Raw genomic sequence first — 17,988 nt, forward strand, 5'->3', positions numbered from 1 at the left:
CATTTAAAAAATCACCATTAGCCCCCTACTTATTCATGAATCTCAAAATTAAATGAATATTCTTTATTTTATAATGATAGATAGGGAGTTACATTATACAAAGTGTAAAATAATGCGGACAACTTAATGTGCACTATGTCATGTTTCTTTACAAAAACTGATAAAAAAAGTCAACGTCCTACACTTCTCGCTACATTCTCGACATCATTCCTAAGTTCTTAGTAAGGGAATATCAAACAATCTACTTATCAACAGGTTGTCCACAAAAAAAAACCTTGAAAACTTTTTCAAGGCTTTTTGAAAGTTATCCACAAGTTATACACAACTAAACGATATATGTATAACTTGTGGATTCATGGTTACGGAAATCTTTCAAAACATTCTATTTAAATTCAGTTCAGTGCCTGGAAAAAACATCAGGATTTTTCAATCACGTAGTTATGATATTTTTCATAATCGGTCTTCTTGCATTCAAGCTTTAGCTTGGTCCCATTTTCCTCATATTCCGTTTCCGTTATATGGCCATTATCATTGAAGTAAGATACTAGTTTTCCCTGGTCATATGGAATCAGCATTTCACAATGAATATAGTCCATGAATACATGGCTACGGATCTGATCAATCAATTCCTTAAGGCCTACCTTCTCTCTGGCCGCCATATAAACGGAATCACGGTTAACCTTTGGAATGTCCATATCGGTCAAATCCGCTTTATTATAAGCAAATATGGTCGGTATCTCTTTGATGCCAATATCTTGTAAAGTCTTTTCGGTAATCTCTATCTGTTGTTCATAATTAGGATTGGAATAGTCCACAACATGGATTAATAAATCTGCTTCCACTACTTCTTCAAGGGTAGACCGGAATGCCTTTACCAGATGGTGTGGTAGTTTAGACACGAACCCGACTGTATCTGTGAGTAAAAACTCCTTGTTATCTGGCAAGGGAATGTTTCTAACGGACGTCTCAAGTGTAGCGAAGAGCATATCCTTCTCGAGTACCTGCTTCTCGGATGTCGGTTGGAACATCTCCATCAATGCGTTCATGATGGATGATTTCCCGGCATTCGTATACCCGACTAATGACACAACAGGGATGGCATTCTTTTTCCGTTGTTTCCTCTGTGTTTGACGGTGTGCTACAAGTTCCTCCAATTCCTTATTCAAAACACTGATGTTTTCCTCAATCCGCCTACGGTCAAGTTCAAGCTGCTTTTCCCCAGCACCCTTGTTCGTTCCCACTCCTCCACTTTGTCGACCTAACGATTCTCTTAAGCCGATAAGGCGTGGAAGCATATATTGAAGTTTTGCCACTTCTACCTGGAGCTGTGCTTCCTTCGTTTTCGCCCGTTGTGCGAAGATGTCCAGGATCAAGATGGAACGGTCGATCACCTTGCAATCCATATCCCGCTCCAAATTACGAAGTTGTGAGGGGGATAATTGATCATTGAAGATAACGACATTTGCCTCTTTATATTCAACTAGCGCCTTTACTTCCTCAATTTTACCTGTACCGATGAAATGTGAGGAAGTGACACGATGTAGATTCTGTGTGATCGTTCCAACCACTTCTACCTCACAGGCTTCGGTTAAATTGGCGAGCTCCTCCATCGAATATTCAAAATCCTTTTGACCGTTCAGATTGACTCCAACTAATATTGCCTTTTGATGTAATTCCATCTTTCAAATCCCTTCCTTTAATACCTTTGATCTATTCAACAACCGTACCTAACGATGGCATGCATTCCTTTAAAAGTCAGCCAAATTGTAGCATACTACCTATCCTGTTCATAGTTTTAACCTGGCTATGCATTCAATATATCCTAATGTCCCTTAAAATAACAAAGTCCGGGAACTAACATCCGTTGGTGGTTCTAATTCTTAATGATGGATTGTGGCCTAACAATTCCAAAGAATAATGGAGGCACTTTTCCAGAGTTTCACATGAAACGTTTAGATATAGCAAAGGGCTTCTGGATTCCCTTCAAGAAATCCAGAAGCCCTTTATCTATTATTCTTTTATTCTGAGCAACCTCAGACTATTCAAGGTCACGAGTAACGTCGCACCCATATCCGCAAAAATCGCCATCCAAAGTGTCAGCCAGCCCGGTGCAATCAACAATAAGGCCAATAATTTAATCGCTAATGAAAACGTAATGTTCTGCTTAATGATTTGTAATGTCTTCCTGCTTAATGAGATGGTGTAGGGCAATTTCGATAAATCATCACCCATTAGAGCGATATCGGCTGTTTCAAGGGCCGTATCCGTACCCGCTCCCCCCATTGCAATTCCTACAGTGGAAGCGGCTAAAGCAGGGGCATCATTAACACCATCGCCAACCATGGCCACTCGGTTATACTTCTGTTTCCATTGTTTGATGAAGAATAGCTTATCCTGCGGTAATAATTCTGCTTGAATTTCATGAACGCCCGCCGCTGTTCCAATCACATTCGCTGTCCCGATATTATCACCGGTCAGCATGATTGTTTTTTCAATCCCTAAAGCATGTAATTTACTGATAGCTTCCTTACTGCTTTCTCTTATTTCATCCGCAACGGCAACTAGGGCTAGAATATTAGTTTGATTACCGAGAACTATAACTGTCTTTCCTTCATTCTGATAGTTATTGATCAGATGTTGAGCCTTTTCAGAAATGGTTAACCCCACTTCATCAAAGAGTTGTGGTTTTCCAATATAATAGACTGCCTGATTGATTGTTCCTTTTAACCCTTTGCCTGTCAATGCAGAAAAATCATCTACCATCAGAGAACGATAGTCTATATCCTGCAGATCCGCTTTCTGAAGAATGGCCGTGGACAATGGATGTTGCGAGCGGCTTTCTAAAGCAGCCGCTATTTTCAAAGCATCCCGTTCGCTCATTTCATCCACTATTACGGAAAAGATAGTCACTTCAGGTATTCCCTTTGTTAATGTTCCCGTTTTATCAAATGCAATCGCCTTCAAAGCTCCAGCTTCCTCCAGATGGATTCCACCTTTAATCAGAACACCGTTTTTCGCTGCATTTCCGATAGCTGTAACAATGGCAATGGGTGTGGATATGACCAAGGCACATGGACAGCCGACAACTAACACAGTCAATCCGCGATAAATCCATTCACTCCATTCTCCGCCCAGCATCATTGGTGGAATGGTTGCAAGTGCCAAAGCAATCAGCATGATTGCCGGTGTATAGAATTTTGCAAATTTATCAACGAACGCTTGGGAAGGGGCTTTTTCCGCTTGTGCCTCTTCTACAAGATGAATAATCTTTGCAATCGTCGTATCCTCAACCCTTTTCGTGACTTCCACTTCCAAAAGACCTTCGCCGTTCAACGTACCAGCAAACACTTCTCCTTCGACCGTTTTAAATAGTGGCACCGATTCACCAGTAATGGCCGCCTGATTCAGTGTGGATGCACCTTTTATGATCCTTCCGTCCATCGCAAGCTTCTGGCCCGGTTTGACAATCATGGTGTCTCCCACCTCGATTGCATCGACAGCCAACATCATTTCATGATGGCCCCTCCTGATCAGTGCCTCTTTAGGGGCAATATTCATAAGGGACTCAATGGAATTTCGAGCTTTATCCATCGAATACTTTTCAAGCGCTTCACTTATAGCAAATAGAATGACGACAGTGGCTGCCTCGCCCCATTCGCCAAGTATAGCCGCTCCAATAATTGCGACCGTCATTAGCGTATGCATATCAAAACGAAGTCTTACGAGATTTTTCAACCCATTGATGAATAAGGAGTATCCACCAACTAAAATGGAAGTGGCATAACCCAGAACCGGCAAAAGACTACCCTCGCCATATTGATGTTCCAAAATCCAACTGATAAAAAGGAGGATAGCCGAAAGAAAAACCTTAATGTTTTCTTTTTGCTTCCAAATTGGTTCTTTTATTGTCACCTGCTCTTGTTCAGTACGAATTTTCAGGTTATCAAAGGCTCCAGCCTTCTCAATTTCTTCAATCGAAGCACTTCCTGAAATAGAAATCTTCGAAGCCCCGAAGTTGATTTTTGCCTCCTTCACACCTTCAAGTTCCCGGACATTGTTTTCAAATTTGGCTGCACAGTTCGTACAGGACAGCCCTTGAATCCGATAAGTCTTTAATTGGGAATCAGCCATTGACCCTCACCTCCCGCTGATGTGCTATCGCTATAAGGATTAATTGTTTTATATGATCATCGTCTAAAGAGTAAAAGGCTAACTTTCCCTCTTTTCTGTATTTCACAATTGCATGTTTATATAGAGTACGGAGATGATGAGAAGTTGTTGCCATTGACGCCCCAATGATATTTGCCAAATCACATACACATAACTCTTCATCCTCACAAAGTGCATACGAGATTTTCACCCTGTTTTCATCACCGATTACTTTAAACAACTTTGACATACTTGAGATATCTACCTGACCGATTTCCTTTTGGATACGGTTCACCTTTTCTTGATCATGCAGATGAACTTCACACATATCCTTCATCTCATCCATCTTCTCACATCCATTCATTCAAACCTACGTTTGATTATAATATACCACATTTCACATTATACTCAAACCTGTGTTTGAATGTGTATGAATAATGGTCCCTGACTCAAAAAAAGAAGTTCCCGCAGTCCAACCTCTTCATTTACAAATTCTTTTTTCTGAAAAAACTATGTTATACTAGGTAGACCTTTTTAAGCGATTTACTTTACTCATTCCATTTACCCTACTCAACATTGAGCAGGGTTTTTTATTATTGAATAAAACAAAAAAGGCAGACCCTAGTAATAGGGTCTGCCTTTTTTGTTTTTAGAAATTATGCTTTTTGAACGTTAGAAGCTTGAGGTCCGCGTTGACCTTGTTCTACTTCAAAAGTAACTTCTTGACCTTCGTCTAAAGATTTGAATCCTTCGCTTTGGATAGCTGAGAAATGTACGAATACATCGTCTCCGTTTTCGCGTTCGATGAAGCCAAATCCTTTTTCTGCGTTAAACCATTTCACTTTACCTTGTTCCATTGTTGTTGCCTCCTAGTGCCAAAGCACATTGTATTACTATCCTTGCTCTAAGTCATCATCGAAACGAAAAGTAGTACTTTTAGTATCCTTAGTACCGAACATGAATAATTAACCTAAGCATACCATCAAATGGTAGGGATTGCAAATACTTTAAGCAATCTTTTTCAAAACAAAAGTACTTGCACACTTTTAAAACAAGATTCGTCTCTTATCTTTGCTCCTCGGGCGTTTAGTTCCTTCCATCGATTTCATCAGTTCCTACCCTCTTTTTCAGGTCTACAGCTTCCCGCTACCGCTCTATTCCATCTAATTTTGCATCCAATACTTTTGTCCAGTTTGTCAGGCCGATTTTCAATAGTTTTTCCGCTGCCACAGCCGGACTCATGGCGTACCCGTTCCTTACCCAAATAACCGATGGTGCCATAGCTCGCAAATAGGGCATAGTCTGGATCCTGGAACACTTCTTGTAAATGTGCTGCAAGCTTATCTGATAATTTTTGAATAGCGCCCGCCTCTGCAAATTCGAGTTCATAAAATGAGCGATATTTGAAAATATGTTCACATAAATGGAGGGTGATTGGCTTACCCCATTGGTAATCCATCTCATAAAATGACAAGAACCGGTCGTTTAACTTCCGTCTCACCTCATCCATCAGTTCGTATTTGTCTGCAAAATGCAAATAAAATGTGGATCGGGAAATGCCCGCCTTTTGAACAATTTCTTTCACAGCTAACTCTTCAAAGCTTTTCTCAAATAAAAGCTGTAAATAAGCGGCAACTATCGATTCTTTTGCCGTTTCCATTTTTGACACTCCTCTGGACATTTTTAGTGGAAATGTCTTGCTTATTTTATTATAAAACCGTTTACACTAAGTTTATATCAAGTTTAGGGGGAATTGAAATGGATAAGCATGTTTATGTAATTACAGGCGGTTCCGGTGGTATGGGTAAAGCCACTGCAGAACTGGTTGGCAAAAAAGGAACCATATTGTTGGCAGATGTTTCTGAAGAACGTTTAATCCAAACAAAAGAGGAATTAGCGACTAAAGGTATAACTGATGTCCATTATCAAACTGTCGATATTACATCAAAGGAAAATGTTGCTACTTTAGCTAAAAAATCTGCCGAACTTGGGATATTAAAAGGATTGGTTCACACAGCCGGGCTGTCACCGACGATGGCCAATTCGAAACGCATTACAGAAGTGAATTCTGTTGGCACCGGAATTGTCCTAGATGCGTTTCTTCCACTTGCTACAGTAGGTACTGCTGCGGTATGTATCTCTTCGATGAGTGCCTATATGGCGCCCCGTCAAGGTCCTTATACGGAAATTTTAAAACAGCCTTTAGCCGAAAACTATATTGAGACCATGGAGCAATTTACACAAGGCGACTCAGGTGCGGCTTACAGCCTATCTAAATTGGGGGTTGTCTTATATGTGGAAGACCAAGCGTGGGCTTGGGGTGAAAAAGGTGCACGTATCTCATCTATCTCTCCGGGTACCATTAACACGCCGATGGGGCGTCAGGAAGCATCCCAACAAGAGCAAATGAAAACAATGCTCGAACACACGCCACTCCGCCGTGAAGGAAAAGCATCCGAGATCGCAACAGCTGTGGAATTCTTGCTTAGCGATGCAGCTTCCTATATCACTGGCATAGATTTACGTGTGGATGGTGGTACAATCGCGAATATTCATCGCATGAAGACGCAAAAATAAAACTCCAACAATAATCTTACAAGACAAGGGCCATCCAACATTGATACTTTGCTTATGTCGGGTGGCTTTTGTTCTTCCTATTCCATTCTGATTAAAAAGTAGCTATCCGTTTAAACCGTTTGGAGCAACTGGTTGGATAACAGCTGGTAGGAACCATTATCGAATACATGTCATCAATGGATTCTAGACTTGCGGTATCCATCAAATACATTTAATGCTGCGGCAAAAATGAAGATGGTAATTGAGCCTCCTACAATCGCATTTCGAAACTGCATGGCCGTTGTATCGGATAAACTCCCCATATATGTAAGGAATTCAGGGTTCATTACATCCGGATTACTTACAATGACAATGAATCCGATGGTTGTGATCATTTCAAGAACCAAATTGAAATTTGCCAGTTTTTTTGTCCATTGCCTTTTGATACTCTTATAAAAAGCTAACCAGATTTCCATGGCGATCACCAGAAGAATGAACGGCCAATAGTTAAGTAGGATATCCTGTTGGAAGACCGGAATCACGAGTTCGATCCTATCTCCACCTTCATACACCCCGACAAATTGATTTGCATAAAAGTATACCGTCGTCCAAATCGCTGTCCACATCAGTCCACTGAATACATTGAACCTCGTAATCTCTTTCTTCTTGTGAATGTAAGGGATACTTCTCAAATCATTTGGGGTCCATTTCTGTAGGCTTGCCGATAGTGGACTTTGGTCCTTTCCTTTATCCGTTCGCTCCAGAACCGCGAAGACCATCGTCACCCAGAAGAAGACTTGAAAGCCGACTTCAAGGACCCTCAATATGCCTTCGACTATAAGGGTAATCACTTTAGGAATAACCGCTTCATCTTGGCTAAACCCCATAAAAGAATCGATAATCAGCGAAATGAGTGCAATGCCCGCTGCTATGGGAAAAACCACTTTCAATAGTGAAATATATAAATCATAATAACGCGGTCCGATCAGGTGCATCGGCTGAGCCCGATACCCACTAGCCACTGTCGCTGGGTTCCCCAATTCGCCCAGAACCTCCTCCACATCCAGTTCACTATAATCATCAGGAAGCATCTCTTCAATGGTTGACCGCAACTCGAGTGCAATATCCCTGCGTTTTTTTTCAGGCAACCTGCGTGTGACCTCTTGTATATAAACCTCAATCAAACCCAACATCTTCCTCCCCCTTCAATAGGCCAAAAAGTTTTTTATATTGCTTATCTAACGATTGATTTACCATTATATGTTATAGGGTACTTGACATATATTATGTATCACACACTATTGTGGTGGGAAGGAAAATTGATATATGTCCCTGTTTTTATTTTTCCATTTAGATATTCTCTTTCTTTCGGACATAAAAAAAACCCATTTAGATAATGGTATCTAAATGGGTAAATAAATTTTTATAAACATTTATAGATATGACGCACAAATCATTTCTACTTATTCAACCGTTACACTTTTCGCAAGATTACGTGGTTTATCCACGTCACACTCCCGGTGTAGGGCAGCATAGTACGCAATGAGTTGAAGCGGGATGACAGAGATAAGAGGTGTTAATAGTTCGTTCACTTCCGGGATGACAAAACGATCATCTTCTTCTTCCAACCCTTTCATTGAAATGATGCAAGGATTAGCGCCACGGGCGACGACTTCTTTGACATTCCCACGGATGCTTAGATTGACTCCTGCTTGCGTAGCAAGAGCGATAACAGGTGTGCCTTCTTCGATTAGGGCAATCGTTCCATGCTTAAGCTCACCGCCGGCAAACCCTTCTGCCTGGATGTATGAGATTTCTTTCAGCTTAAGCGAACCTTCAAGACCCACGTAATAATCAAGGGAACGACCGATGAAGAAACAATTACGCGTAACAGACAGGTATTCACGAGCAATCTCTTCCATCTCTTCTTTCGAATCGCAAAGAGCTTCCATGCCTGTCGCAGCTATTCCAAGCTCTTTGACAAGATCGAAATCGAATGCAAGGTTACGGAACTGGCCAGTTACGTTCGCTAATATCGCCAATACCGCTACTTGAGCCGTATAGGCCTTCGTAGAAGCCACGGCAATTTCAGGACCTGCATGTAATAAGAGCGTATAATCTGCTTCTCGTGACAGCGTAGAGCCCGGTACATTTGTGATGGTCAATGCTTTATGGCCAAGCTCTTTGATGGCCACTAAAACTGCACGGCTATCTGCCGTTTCCCCACTTTGCGAAATGAAGATGAACAGTGGTTTTTCGGATAATATCGGCATATTGTATGTGAACTCTGATGCTACATGCACTTCAACCGGAATTTTAGCCATTTTTTCAATGAATTGTTTACCGATTAGGCCTGCATGGTAGCTTGTTCCACAAGCCACGATATAAATACGGTCTGCCTCGCTCACTGCTTCTGTAATATTGTAATCAATCGCCAGTTTACCTTCTTCGTTTTGGTAAGATTGAATGATTTTACGGATAACAGTAGGCTGCTCATCAATTTCTTTAAGCATATAATGTGGATACGTACCTTTTTCAATATCACTGGCATCGAGTTCCGCCGTGAATGGAGCACGAAATACTTCTTCGTTGGAAAGGTTTTTAATTGTCACTTTTTCTTTTGTGACAATAACCATTTCTTTATCCATTAATTCAAGGAATTGATCGGTAACTTGCAGCATAGCCATTGCATCAGAAGCGATAACGTTAAAGTCTTTTCCAACACCGATTAGGAGTGGGCTTTTATTTTTAGCAACAAAAATCGTTTCTTCGTTTTCAGCATCCAATAGGGCAAGGGCATACGAACCTTCTAAAAGGGTAAGCGTGTGACGGAATGCCTCTTCCACTTCCATGCCGTCATTCACGAACTTCTCAATAAGCTGAACGATGACTTCCGTATCAGTGTCGCTTTTAAAAGCAACATCCTTCAAATATTCCCGTTTTAAAATCGCATAGTTTTCGATGACCCCATTATGAACTAATGTCAGGCGACCTGAGTTACTTTGGTGAGGATGAGCATTATCACGACTAGGTACACCATGAGTGGCCCAGCGAGTGTGTCCAATCCCTGTATTCGCCGAAGTCCCTTCATCCACAACACCGCGTAAGTCTGCAATCCGTCCCTTTTCCTTGAAGACCTTGATGCCTTCCTTATTTTGCACAGCTATACCAGCAGAATCATACCCACGGTACTCTAACTTTTCAAGACCTTTTAACAGGATTTCTTTCGCGTCATTTAGACCAATATATCCAACAATTCCACACATAATTTCTGTTCCTCCAACTGATTAGAGGGACAGGAATGCACGAGGGCATCCCTGCCCCCTCATCTCTGATATTTTTATAAAGGAAATACCCGAAGGCTTTTTCCCATTGTACATTTCCAACTCTTTGTGCAGTCGGTTGCCCCACTGTTTTAAAATTGGAATTATTACGGCTGTGTACTTCAGCCGGGAGGTATCCGCCGAACATTCGATACTCCTCCTCCTCGTCAACTAAACCCGTCTCGACCCAGTTTAGTTCAGGCGCTTTAGTTTTCCTATTATCTTGCCTGGCCTCCTTTTCCCTTATAACCATTTTATGGTAAAAGTAGTTGTAAATCAGGATAATCATACCCTATACATGGGACCTAGGTCAATTCTTTACTACCATTAAAACAAAATATGATTCTTAATAAAAATATGCATAAAAGGAAATTTTCGTTCCCCTTTATGCATAGGTTGTTTATTCGTGTAGTCCCATTTCTGCTCTTACCGTTGCTACGATGCGGTCTACATAACGCGTACATTCTTCAATAGTAGGCGCTTCAGCCATAACACGGACAAGCGGTTCAGTTCCAGATGGCCGTACCAGAATCCGGCCGTTACCACCCATCTCCGCTTCCACTTCTTTTATGACTTCCTGTACTTTTTCATTCCCCGTTACCCCATGCTTGTCAGTTACTTTAACATTAATGAGTGTCTGCGGATATTTTTGCATCTCACTCGCAAGCTCAGATAGAGGTTTTTGCGTCTCACTCATGATGTTCACAAGCTGTAAACCCGTTAATAAGCCGTCCCCAGTTGTATTGTAATCCAAGAAGATGATATGCCCGGATTGCTCTCCACCAAGATTATAGCCACCTTTACGCATTTCTTCCACTACATAGCGATCGCCAACTGCTGTTTGAGCACTATGTATACCATGTTCCTCAAGCCCTTTGTAAAAGCCAAGGTTACTCATGATCGTAGAAACCACGGTTCCTTTTTTCAATCGATTATTCTCTTTTAAGTATTTCGCACAGATATACATGATTTGATCGCCATCTACGATATTTCCTTTTTCATCAATAGCTATTATGCGGTCGCCGTCGCCATCGAAAGCAAGTCCAACATCTGCCCCTTTTTCCTTCAAGAATTCAGCCAGAGCCTCAGGGTGGGTAGAACCGACCCCATCATTGATGTTCAAGCCATTCGGTGATGCCCCCATTGTCGAAATATCTGCATCTAAATCAGCAAATAGATGCATAGCCAAGGAAGATGTCGCACCGTGAGCACAATCAAGAGCAACATGTATGCCCGTAAAGTCTTCGTCAACCGACTGTTTTAAGTATTGCAGATATTTTTGGCCGCCTTCGAAGTAGTCATTTAAATGGCCTAAGTCTCCGCCCGTAGGACGCGGTAACTCATCATTCTCCAGATCAAGCAATGCTTCCACTTCCGCTTCCTGTTCATCTGAGAGCTTGAAGCCATCCGGTCCAAAGAATTTAATTCCATTGTCCGCTACAGGATTATGAGAAGCTGAAATCATAACACCCGCTTCAGCACTTAAGGCTTTTGTCAGATAGGCCACTCCCGGTGTCGAAATGATGCCCAGTCGCATGACTTCAGCGCCGATGGATAATAATCCGGCAACAAGAGCACCTTCTAACATTTCCCCTGAAATACGAGTATCGCGCCCTATTAATACCTTTGGTTTTTCTGAATTCTTAGTAAGGACATAGCCGCCAAAACGGCCTAGTTTAAATGCCAACTCCGGCGTTAACTCCGTATTTGCTATTCCCCTAACTCCATCTGTTCCAAAATATTTACCCATCTGTATCGCTCCTTCTTCAAATCATTACTAAATTAAATGATGTTAAGGCCAGGTTACGTTTCTTCCTCTTCTTGGGCCATGGAAACTGACACTGCAACTCTTTTAGAATCTAATTCCCAAGATACTCCCGCGGGGACTTTAACTGCCAGTTCAACATCATGCTTACCTTCATCTAAATTACTTACATCGACCGTGAGCGAAATGTCGTCTTTAGATATTTTTTTTAGATCTTCCGCTTTCCCATTCAATGTAATGCTCATCACATCCGTATCCAATTCCACTTCTTGATCATCCTGTTTACCTACCGGGATTATTTTCAAGTTGGTGAAAGTTTTGGATTCCGTGGTTTCCGGTTCAACCTTATCTACCGTTTTTTCTTCTTCGACAACTACTTCTTCTGCCTCTTCTTCAGTATCCTTATCTTCCACATCCACTTTTTCGGTACGAATCTTCACCGTAGCTTTACTTAAGGACATTTTCTGCACACTTTCAGGTTTTGAAAGATTAAGTTCCAATTCGGTATCTCCATCTACTTTCGAGATATTGACTGGAAGATTTAATGCATTTATTTTATCCAATGATGCTTCTTGTCCATATAGAGTTACCTCTGTAGGGTCGACACTAATACTCTTGATACGAACTCCGGCCTTGGCCTTCCCAGTTTGCTCTGGCACGATTGATACCTTTTTGGAAGGAATACTGACCTTTAACGAAACTGCCACGGAAGCTGGCTCAATCGCGACATCTAATTTATTCAAATCCCGGTCTAGCGCTTTTACCGTTGCCTGCCCGTTCACCGATTCGTTTAGCCCTTTCCTTATTTCAAGGTTGGCCTTTACATAGGATATTTTTTCAATTACATCTTTGGCACCCGTAATTTTTACGGTTTCAGGATTTACTGTTGGCTGCCCAGCGGTATACCCTTCCTCCAGTAATGAACTGTTATATTCTGCATCGACCTTAAACTCTTTCGTCATCCGTTCCTGAACATTTACTTCCGCATATTCCGGATCTATCGTTGCCACGAGCTTTTCATTTAAATCGCTTATTTTAAATGTGACAGTTCGGTCCCCCATCGAGATTTCGGGATCGGAAAGATCTACATATACTTTAAAATCCCGTTGGCTTTTTGCGTTGATCAGAAGGCTTTTTGCCCCCTTCAATGTGACATCCACCGTTTCAGGTACGCCGCTGACCACTAAATTTTCACGATCATAGTACACTTCAACCGGAACATTTTCAATGGTTTCCGTACCATTCTCAGGCGCAGTGGACAATCCAAGGGACTTTTTATCGGACTCCATCTCGAAATTAACGGATATAAATAATAGAGCAGCCAAGGCGAAAGCGACAATTCTCATAAACCAAGCGCTATTCGTGAATTTATCCATTTTTCTTCCCCCTCCAATTCCAGATACCCGAGGAAGTTGTTTTGACATTCTGCAATACCAGTTCACTTGTTAGCATGGCTCTAAATGATTCCTGATTTAAATCGCGGTATAGCTCCCCATTTTTGGTGACAGAGATACCTCCCGTTTCTTCAGAAACAACAATTGTTACACTATCTGTTACTTCACTCATTCCAATGGCAGCCCTATGCCTTGTGCCCAGCTCTTTTGAAATGAACGGACTTTCCGATAAGGGCAGATAGCAAGCTGCTGCTGCGACTTGATTATCCTGTAAAATAACAGCCCCATCATGGAGGGGTGTATTCGGAATGAAAATATTAATGAGCAGTTCAGAAGAAATATAGGACCTTAAAGGAATTCCCGTTTCAACGTAATCACCCAGTGCCGTTCCTTTTTCAATGGTAATCAAGGCTCCAATACGCCTTTTTGCCATATACGTAGAGGCCTTTAGAATTTCTTCTACTAAACGCTCTTGTTGATTCTCTTCCGGAGCACTGCCCCTTGAAAAGATCTTTCCTCGTCCTAATTGTTCAAGTGCTCTTCTCAATTCAGGCTGGAAAATGACGAGAATTGCCAGAACACCCCAGTTCATGACTTGTTCCATTAACCATCCGAGTGTATTGAAACCAAACAGATTGCTCAAGCTTTTCACAATGACAATTACAAAAATTCCCTTTAGCAGTTGTATGGCTTTCGTGCCTCGAATTATAGTTAACAATTTATATATCACAAACCAAACAAGGAAAATATCAATGAAATTTACTACATAGTCCCAAACATTCAAATTGGATATAGACATGTTGTTTCCTCCAGTCCGTAATACTCCAAAAACACAATAACCATCGTTATGTAATAACCTTAATAGTATACCATTTTTTAAATCATACTTCTAAAACTAGTACAGAAATTTATATGGGAAGTAGTGCTAGTAACCACTATTTTTGTCTGGATACAATATAAAGCTGAACAAAAGCACCGTTCTGATTAGAACCATGCTTATGCTCAGCTTCATTATTCCCCACCTCTTTCCTCTTTTGTAGAAGGAAGTAGAGATGTTCCAATATCCTTTATTTTGTACCACATCCACTCAAAGGCTTGGTCAATGACTTCTATATCACCGGTTACATTTCCTGCCTTGGCCATATACTCCTGACCATTAATGACTGTTACATTCCCCTTTACTTCGCCCTCTATGCGTATGTCCCCATTTTGAACCACAACGTTCCCTTCAATGGTTTCCCCACTAGGGACAATGACCGTTTCCCCTTCTACCAATAAGTTAGGTTGCTTGGAGACGGAAAAATGTTCCTCCTGATTATAAGTGGAAAAGATCGATCCTGTCATTAATACAACGAACATCGCCGCGGCTGTCATAAACGGATGAGCCTTAAACCATCTCTTTGCCCCCGTAGCCTTCTTTTCCTTAGGCAATTGGGCCATTACCCTTGCCGTAAAATCATCCGGGGCCTTGATATGGGAAGTGCTTTGTACAAGGGCAACTGCTTTTTTCATTTCATTGAAAAAATCTCGGCATGCAGGACATGTAAGCAGATGGTCCCTTAAAATTTCTTTATGCTCGGGTTTAATGTCCTCATCTAAATAATCATGCATATAATTAATGATTTCCTCGTGGCAGTTCATTTTTCTCACCTTCTTTTTATAAATGGCGCAGTTGTTTACGCAAAGCTTCTCGCCCACGATGTATTCTCGTTTTGACAGTGCCTACCGGCAAATCAAGAATCTCACTGATTTCCTTTAACGATAATTCCTCAATGTATTTTAATACGATGACCGAACGATACTTTTCCGGCAACTTCATAATTTCGACCTGGATGGTTTCCTGAAGCTCTAACGACTCTACTTCTTCCTCTGGCATCGCCATGTCCGATGCAATTTGAGAATACATATTCAATCCCTCTGTACCAGTGACTTCCGCATCTAAATAGTAATCCGGCTTTTTCTTACGAAGTCGGTCGATACAGAGGTTCGTCGCTATGCGATATAACCATGTTGAAAACTTCATATTGATATTGAAACTGCGAATGTTCACAAAGGCCCTTACAAAAGCTTCTTGGGACAGGTCTTCAGCCTCCTGCCGGTTTCCAAGCATTCTAAAACAGATTTGAAAAACTTTATCCTTATAAATTTCGACTATTTCCCCAAATGCATTGTGGTCTCCCTTTAACACTTGGTTTATTCTCTCTTTAACAAGTCCATCCATTTTTGTTTTTTACCCCCGCTTCATGCGGCTATACGATTATTACGAATCGCAAGCTAAAAGGTTTCATAATTTATTACTTTTATTTTAGCAAACTTTTACATTTTATGTTTAAAACGAAAAAAACAAGGATATATATAGTAAGAAATTGTAAAAATAAAGGAAGTGAACCTTGATAATGACTGCAGAACAAATACTAGATAACATTGAGCGATATAGACAGAAAATGATTATCTTAGCTTCCCGTTCCTCTATGATAGATAACGAAGTGGTCGAAGTGAGTAGCAAACTTGATACCCTGATGAATCAATATTTTCAATTGACCCAAAGCGGAACGAAAAAGCAAACAGTAAAGTGAAGAGGGAGATTGCCTTGGAATCATATAACGTTACCTTCGTTCAACATTATCTAAATCATATACTTTTGTATTCTAGCATATAGAAAAACAGTAACCCATAAAAAAACCGGTTACTGTTTCTTTTATATATTGCGTTAAGTTATAATAGCTTTTCTCCAAATAGAGAACCCATCAGGGCTACCGCCACGATCGCCGTTTTATTACGCTCGTCTAGTACTGGGTTTACTTCTACAAACTCAGCTGAAGTAATCAACTCTGACTCCGCAAGCATTTCCATGGCCAAATGACTTTCCCGATAGCTTATCCCCCCAAGCACTGGTGTTCCTACTCCAGGTGCCTCTGCAGGGTCTACCCCATCAAGATCTAGGGATAGATGAACCCCATCCGTTTTATCACGTAAGTATTCAATGCATTCTTCCATCACTTTCGTCATACCAAGCCTATCAATTTCATGCATCGTATAGACCTTGATGCCTTTATCACGTATTAGTACCTTTTCTCCTTCGTCCAAGGAACGGGCTCCAATAATGACGATATTCTCTGGTTTCACCTTTTGTGCATACCCATGCAGATTAACTAAATCAGGGTGACCGAGTCCAATGCTGACAGCGAGTGGCATGCCATGTATGTTTCCTGACGGAGAAGTCTCCTCCGTGTTCAAATCTCCATGGGCATCATACCAAATTACCCCTAAACTCTCATAATGCTTCGAAATCCCAGCAAGTGTTCCTATTGCTATCGAATGATCTCCCCCAAGAACTAGAGGGAATGATCCACTACAAATAATTTCATCTACCCTTGCTGCTAATTGTGCATTCCCCTTAGAAACAAGTGATAGATTCTTCAAGTTTGAGCCAGCCTCTTCAGACGTCCCGGGCCTCCCCACTATGATGTCTCCTAAATCTTCCACTTCTAACTGCAATTGTTGGATTCGTTCGACAACACCTGCACAACGGAGTGCACTTGGCCCCATATCAACCCCACGTCTTGTTTGACCAAGATCCATGGGAAGACCGATAACTGAAATTTTTTGAATAGACATACTATTCCCCCTTTCTGTTATTTTATAACTGTTAAGGAGAATGGTTCAACCGGACATTTTTATGTATAAAGATACAGCCATAGAAAGTTGTTTTTCAAAAAAAAAAGCCTTAAACCGAAGAGGTTTAAGGCGTAAGTGTTGGTGTATGTAGTTAGATGGTGGAGCCTAGCGGGATCGAACCGCTGACCTCCTGCGTGCAAGGCAGGCGCTCTCCCAGCTGAGCTAAGGCCCCTAAGTATAAAATCTAATTAAAATAAAGCGAAAGACGGGATTCGAACCCGCGACCCCAACCTTGGCAAGGTTGTATTCTACCACTGAACTACTTTCGCATATGGCTGGGCTAGAAGGGATCGAACCTTCGCATGACGGAATCAAAATCCGTTGCCTTACCGCTTGGCTATAGCCCAATATATGTAAATTAATAGTTAACAAAATAAAAAGCGGTAATTATATATTCCCCTAAAGAAGAAAGTATATAACTGAACCACATTTTTTTGAAAAAAGATGGTGGAGGGGGGCAGATTCGAACTGCCGAACCCGAAGGAGCGGATTTACAGTCCGCCGCGTTTAGCCACTTCGCTACCCCTCCACATATAAGTGAAACATGGTGCCGGCAAGAGGACTTGAACCCCCAACCTACTGATTACAAGTCAGTTGCTCTACCAGTTGAGCTACACCGGCAAATCAATATTAAAAATGGTGGAGGATGACGGGATCGAACCGCCGACCCTCTGCTTGTAAGGCAGATGCTCTCCCAGCTGAGCTAATCCTCCAAAAAGTGAATTAAAAATGGTGACCCGTACGGGAATCGAACCCGTGTTACCGCCGTGAAAGGGCGGTGTCTTAACCGCTTGACCAACGGGCCGTAAAAAAATTTTAAAAGGTAGTTTGGGAAGCTCCCAAGCGGATTCGAACCGCTGACCTCTTCCTTACCATGGAAGTGCTCTACCTACTGAGCTATGGAAGCATATGGCTCCGCAGGTAGGACTCGAACCTACGACCGTTCGGTTAACAGCCGAATGCTCTACCACTGAGCTACTGCGGAATAATATAATGTTTCCTAAAACTCTTAGAAGATATAAATCATCTGCTTGGCGGCGTCCTACTCTCACAGGGGGAAACCCCCAACTACCATCGGCGCTGAAGAGCTTAACTGCCGTGTTCGGAATGGGAACGGGTGTGA

At 41.6% G+C, this 17,988-nt stretch carries 15 protein-coding genes, 9 tRNA genes and 1 rRNA gene; 2 read left to right on the forward strand and 23 right to left on the reverse strand.

Annotation, left to right across the window (positions count from 1 at the left end; genetic code table 11):
• Positions 1–416: 416 nt before the first annotated feature.
• The 5 genes from hflX to ACQKL0_RS17695 form a co-directional block, all read right to left on the reverse strand.
• Positions 417–1,679 carry a GTPase HflX gene (hflX, locus tag ACQKL0_RS17675; protein ID WP_403125198.1) on the reverse strand — a complete coding sequence of 421 codons (1,263 nt, stop codon included), beginning with the start codon at positions 1,677–1,679 and terminating at the stop codon, positions 417–419.
• A 331-nt stretch (positions 1,680–2,010) separates the two neighbouring features.
• Entirely contained in the window at positions 2,011–4,131 is a 2,121-nt protein-coding gene (locus ACQKL0_RS17680) for a heavy metal translocating P-type ATPase (protein ID WP_427688898.1), read from the reverse strand.
• Positions 4,124–4,486 carry an ArsR/SmtB family transcription factor gene (locus ACQKL0_RS17685; RefSeq protein WP_402875647.1) on the reverse strand — a complete coding sequence of 121 codons (363 nt, stop codon included), beginning with the start codon at positions 4,484–4,486 and terminating at the stop codon, positions 4,124–4,126. Before ACQKL0_RS17685 ends, ACQKL0_RS17680 begins: the two co-directional genes overlap by 8 nt.
• 319 nt (positions 4,487–4,805) lie before the next feature.
• Positions 4,806–5,006: a cold-shock protein gene (locus ACQKL0_RS17690; protein WP_034304915.1), complete on the reverse strand. Its 201-nt coding sequence runs from the start codon at positions 5,004–5,006 to the stop codon at positions 4,806–4,808.
• A 251-nt stretch (positions 5,007–5,257) separates the two neighbouring features.
• Positions 5,258–5,809: a TetR/AcrR family transcriptional regulator gene (locus ACQKL0_RS17695; protein ID WP_427688900.1), complete on the reverse strand. Its 552-nt coding sequence runs from the start codon at positions 5,807–5,809 to the stop codon at positions 5,258–5,260.
• A 98-nt stretch (positions 5,810–5,907) separates the two neighbouring features.
• Here ACQKL0_RS17695 and ACQKL0_RS17700 point away from each other — a divergent pair, with 98 nt between their 5' ends.
• Entirely contained in the window at positions 5,908–6,726 is an 819-nt protein-coding gene (locus ACQKL0_RS17700) for an SDR family oxidoreductase (protein WP_427688902.1), read from the forward strand.
• Positions 6,727–6,899: 173 nt separating this feature from the next.
• Here the strand turns inward: ACQKL0_RS17700 and ACQKL0_RS17705 are convergent, their stop codons facing one another.
• From ACQKL0_RS17705 to sigW, 7 genes are all read right to left on the reverse strand, one after another.
• The gene (locus ACQKL0_RS17705) at positions 6,900–7,895 is read right to left on the reverse strand and encodes an HAAS signaling domain-containing protein (RefSeq protein WP_427688910.1); all 996 of its coding nucleotides are present in this window, start codon (positions 7,893–7,895) and stop codon (positions 6,900–6,902) included.
• Between the two features lie 273 nt (positions 7,896–8,168).
• Positions 8,169–9,971, reverse strand: a complete 1,803-nt coding sequence (glmS, locus tag ACQKL0_RS17710) for a glutamine--fructose-6-phosphate transaminase (isomerizing) (RefSeq protein ID WP_402876101.1) — start codon at positions 9,969–9,971, stop codon at positions 8,169–8,171.
• A gap of 457 nt (positions 9,972–10,428) precedes the next feature.
• On the reverse strand, positions 10,429–11,778 hold the full coding sequence (gene glmM, locus ACQKL0_RS17715; protein ID WP_427688904.1) for a phosphoglucosamine mutase: 1,350 nt from the start codon (positions 11,776–11,778) through the stop codon (positions 10,429–10,431).
• 53 nt (positions 11,779–11,831) lie between these two features.
• On the reverse strand, positions 11,832–13,169 hold the full coding sequence (locus tag ACQKL0_RS17720) for a CdaR family protein (protein WP_427592091.1): 1,338 nt from the start codon (positions 13,167–13,169) through the stop codon (positions 11,832–11,834).
• Positions 13,162–13,986, reverse strand: a complete 825-nt coding sequence (gene cdaA, locus ACQKL0_RS17725) for a diadenylate cyclase CdaA (RefSeq protein ID WP_402876108.1) — start codon at positions 13,984–13,986, stop codon at positions 13,162–13,164. The genes ACQKL0_RS17720 and cdaA overlap by 8 nt, the downstream gene beginning before the upstream one ends.
• A 212-nt stretch (positions 13,987–14,198) precedes the next feature.
• Positions 14,199–14,828: a zf-HC2 domain-containing protein gene (locus ACQKL0_RS17730; RefSeq protein ID WP_427688906.1), complete on the reverse strand. Its 630-nt coding sequence runs from the start codon at positions 14,826–14,828 to the stop codon at positions 14,199–14,201.
• A 16-nt stretch (positions 14,829–14,844) separates the two neighbouring features.
• On the reverse strand, positions 14,845–15,408 hold the full coding sequence (sigW, locus tag ACQKL0_RS17735) for an RNA polymerase sigma factor SigW (protein WP_402876112.1): 564 nt from the start codon (positions 15,406–15,408) through the stop codon (positions 14,845–14,847).
• 175 nt (positions 15,409–15,583) lie between these two features.
• On the opposite strand from sigW, the gene ACQKL0_RS17740 reads away from it, so the two are divergent.
• On the forward strand, positions 15,584–15,763 hold the full coding sequence (locus ACQKL0_RS17740) for an aspartyl-phosphate phosphatase Spo0E family protein (RefSeq protein WP_402876114.1): 180 nt from the start codon (positions 15,584–15,586) through the stop codon (positions 15,761–15,763).
• 139 nt (positions 15,764–15,902) lie between these two features.
• Here the strand turns inward: ACQKL0_RS17740 and rocF are convergent, their stop codons facing one another.
• The 11 genes from rocF to rrf all read right to left on the reverse strand — a co-directional run.
• The gene (rocF, locus tag ACQKL0_RS17745) at positions 15,903–16,805 is read right to left on the reverse strand and encodes an arginase (protein WP_402876116.1); all 903 of its coding nucleotides are present in this window, start codon (positions 16,803–16,805) and stop codon (positions 15,903–15,905) included.
• Positions 16,806–16,961: 156 nt separating this feature from the next.
• Positions 16,962–17,037, reverse strand: a tRNA-Ala gene (locus ACQKL0_RS17750).
• A gap of 25 nt (positions 17,038–17,062) precedes the next feature.
• A tRNA-Gly gene (locus tag ACQKL0_RS17755) sits at positions 17,063–17,134 on the reverse strand.
• A gap of 3 nt (positions 17,135–17,137) precedes the next feature.
• A tRNA-Gln gene (locus ACQKL0_RS17760) sits at positions 17,138–17,212 on the reverse strand.
• A 98-nt stretch (positions 17,213–17,310) separates the two neighbouring features.
• A tRNA-Tyr gene (locus tag ACQKL0_RS17765) sits at positions 17,311–17,394 on the reverse strand.
• A 16-nt stretch (positions 17,395–17,410) separates the two neighbouring features.
• Positions 17,411–17,486: transfer RNA gene (locus ACQKL0_RS17770), tRNA-Thr, on the reverse strand.
• A gap of 16 nt (positions 17,487–17,502) precedes the next feature.
• Positions 17,503–17,578 (reverse strand) — tRNA-Val (locus ACQKL0_RS17775).
• A 17-nt stretch (positions 17,579–17,595) separates the two neighbouring features.
• Positions 17,596–17,670: transfer RNA gene (locus ACQKL0_RS17780), tRNA-Glu, on the reverse strand.
• A 29-nt stretch (positions 17,671–17,699) separates the two neighbouring features.
• Positions 17,700–17,772: transfer RNA gene (locus tag ACQKL0_RS17785), tRNA-Thr, on the reverse strand.
• Positions 17,773–17,775: 3 nt separating this feature from the next.
• Positions 17,776–17,850, reverse strand: a tRNA-Asn gene (locus ACQKL0_RS17790).
• Between the two features lie 44 nt (positions 17,851–17,894).
• Positions 17,895–17,988: ribosomal RNA gene (gene rrf, locus ACQKL0_RS17795) — 5S ribosomal RNA — on the reverse strand; the annotation flags it as partial.

The organism is Peribacillus sp. NPDC097264 (assembly GCF_050277925.1).
Lineage (GTDB): Bacteria > Bacillota > Bacilli > Bacillales > DSM-1321 > Peribacillus.

What these genes read in the sequence shown, in the direction of transcription:
- hflX (WP_403125198.1), bottom strand. Translation starts at nt 1,679, where the DNA reads ATGGAATTACATCAAAAGGCAATATTAGTTGGAGTCAATCTGAACGGT.
- ACQKL0_RS17680 (WP_427688898.1), bottom strand. Translation starts at nt 4,131, where the DNA reads ATGGCTGATTCCCAATTAAAGACTTATCGGATTCAAGGGCTGTCCTGT.
- ACQKL0_RS17685 (WP_402875647.1), bottom strand. Translation starts at nt 4,486, where the DNA reads ATGAAGGATATGTGTGAAGTTCATCTGCATGATCAAGAAAAGGTGAAC.
- ACQKL0_RS17690 (WP_034304915.1), bottom strand. Translation starts at nt 5,006, where the DNA reads ATGGAACAAGGTAAAGTGAAATGGTTTAACGCAGAAAAAGGATTTGGC.
- ACQKL0_RS17695 (WP_427688900.1), bottom strand. Translation starts at nt 5,809, where the DNA reads ATGGAAACGGCAAAAGAATCGATAGTTGCCGCTTATTTACAGCTTTTA.
- ACQKL0_RS17700 (WP_427688902.1), top strand. Translation starts at nt 5,908, where the DNA reads ATGGATAAGCATGTTTATGTAATTACAGGCGGTTCCGGTGGTATGGGT.
- glmS (WP_402876101.1), bottom strand. Translation starts at nt 9,971, where the DNA reads ATGTGTGGAATTGTTGGATATATTGGTCTAAATGACGCGAAAGAAATC.
- glmM (WP_427688904.1), bottom strand. Translation starts at nt 11,778, where the DNA reads ATGGGTAAATATTTTGGAACAGATGGAGTTAGGGGAATAGCAAATACG.
- ACQKL0_RS17720 (WP_427592091.1), bottom strand. Translation starts at nt 13,169, where the DNA reads ATGGATAAATTCACGAATAGCGCTTGGTTTATGAGAATTGTCGCTTTC.
- cdaA (WP_402876108.1), bottom strand. Translation starts at nt 13,986, where the DNA reads ATGTCTATATCCAATTTGAATGTTTGGGACTATGTAGTAAATTTCATT.
- ACQKL0_RS17730 (WP_427688906.1), bottom strand. Translation starts at nt 14,828, where the DNA reads ATGAACTGCCACGAGGAAATCATTAATTATATGCATGATTATTTAGAT.
- sigW (WP_402876112.1), bottom strand. Translation starts at nt 15,408, where the DNA reads ATGGATGGACTTGTTAAAGAGAGAATAAACCAAGTGTTAAAGGGAGAC.
- ACQKL0_RS17740 (WP_402876114.1), top strand. Translation starts at nt 15,584, where the DNA reads ATGACTGCAGAACAAATACTAGATAACATTGAGCGATATAGACAGAAA.
- rocF (WP_402876116.1), bottom strand. Translation starts at nt 16,805, where the DNA reads ATGTCTATTCAAAAAATTTCAGTTATCGGTCTTCCCATGGATCTTGGT.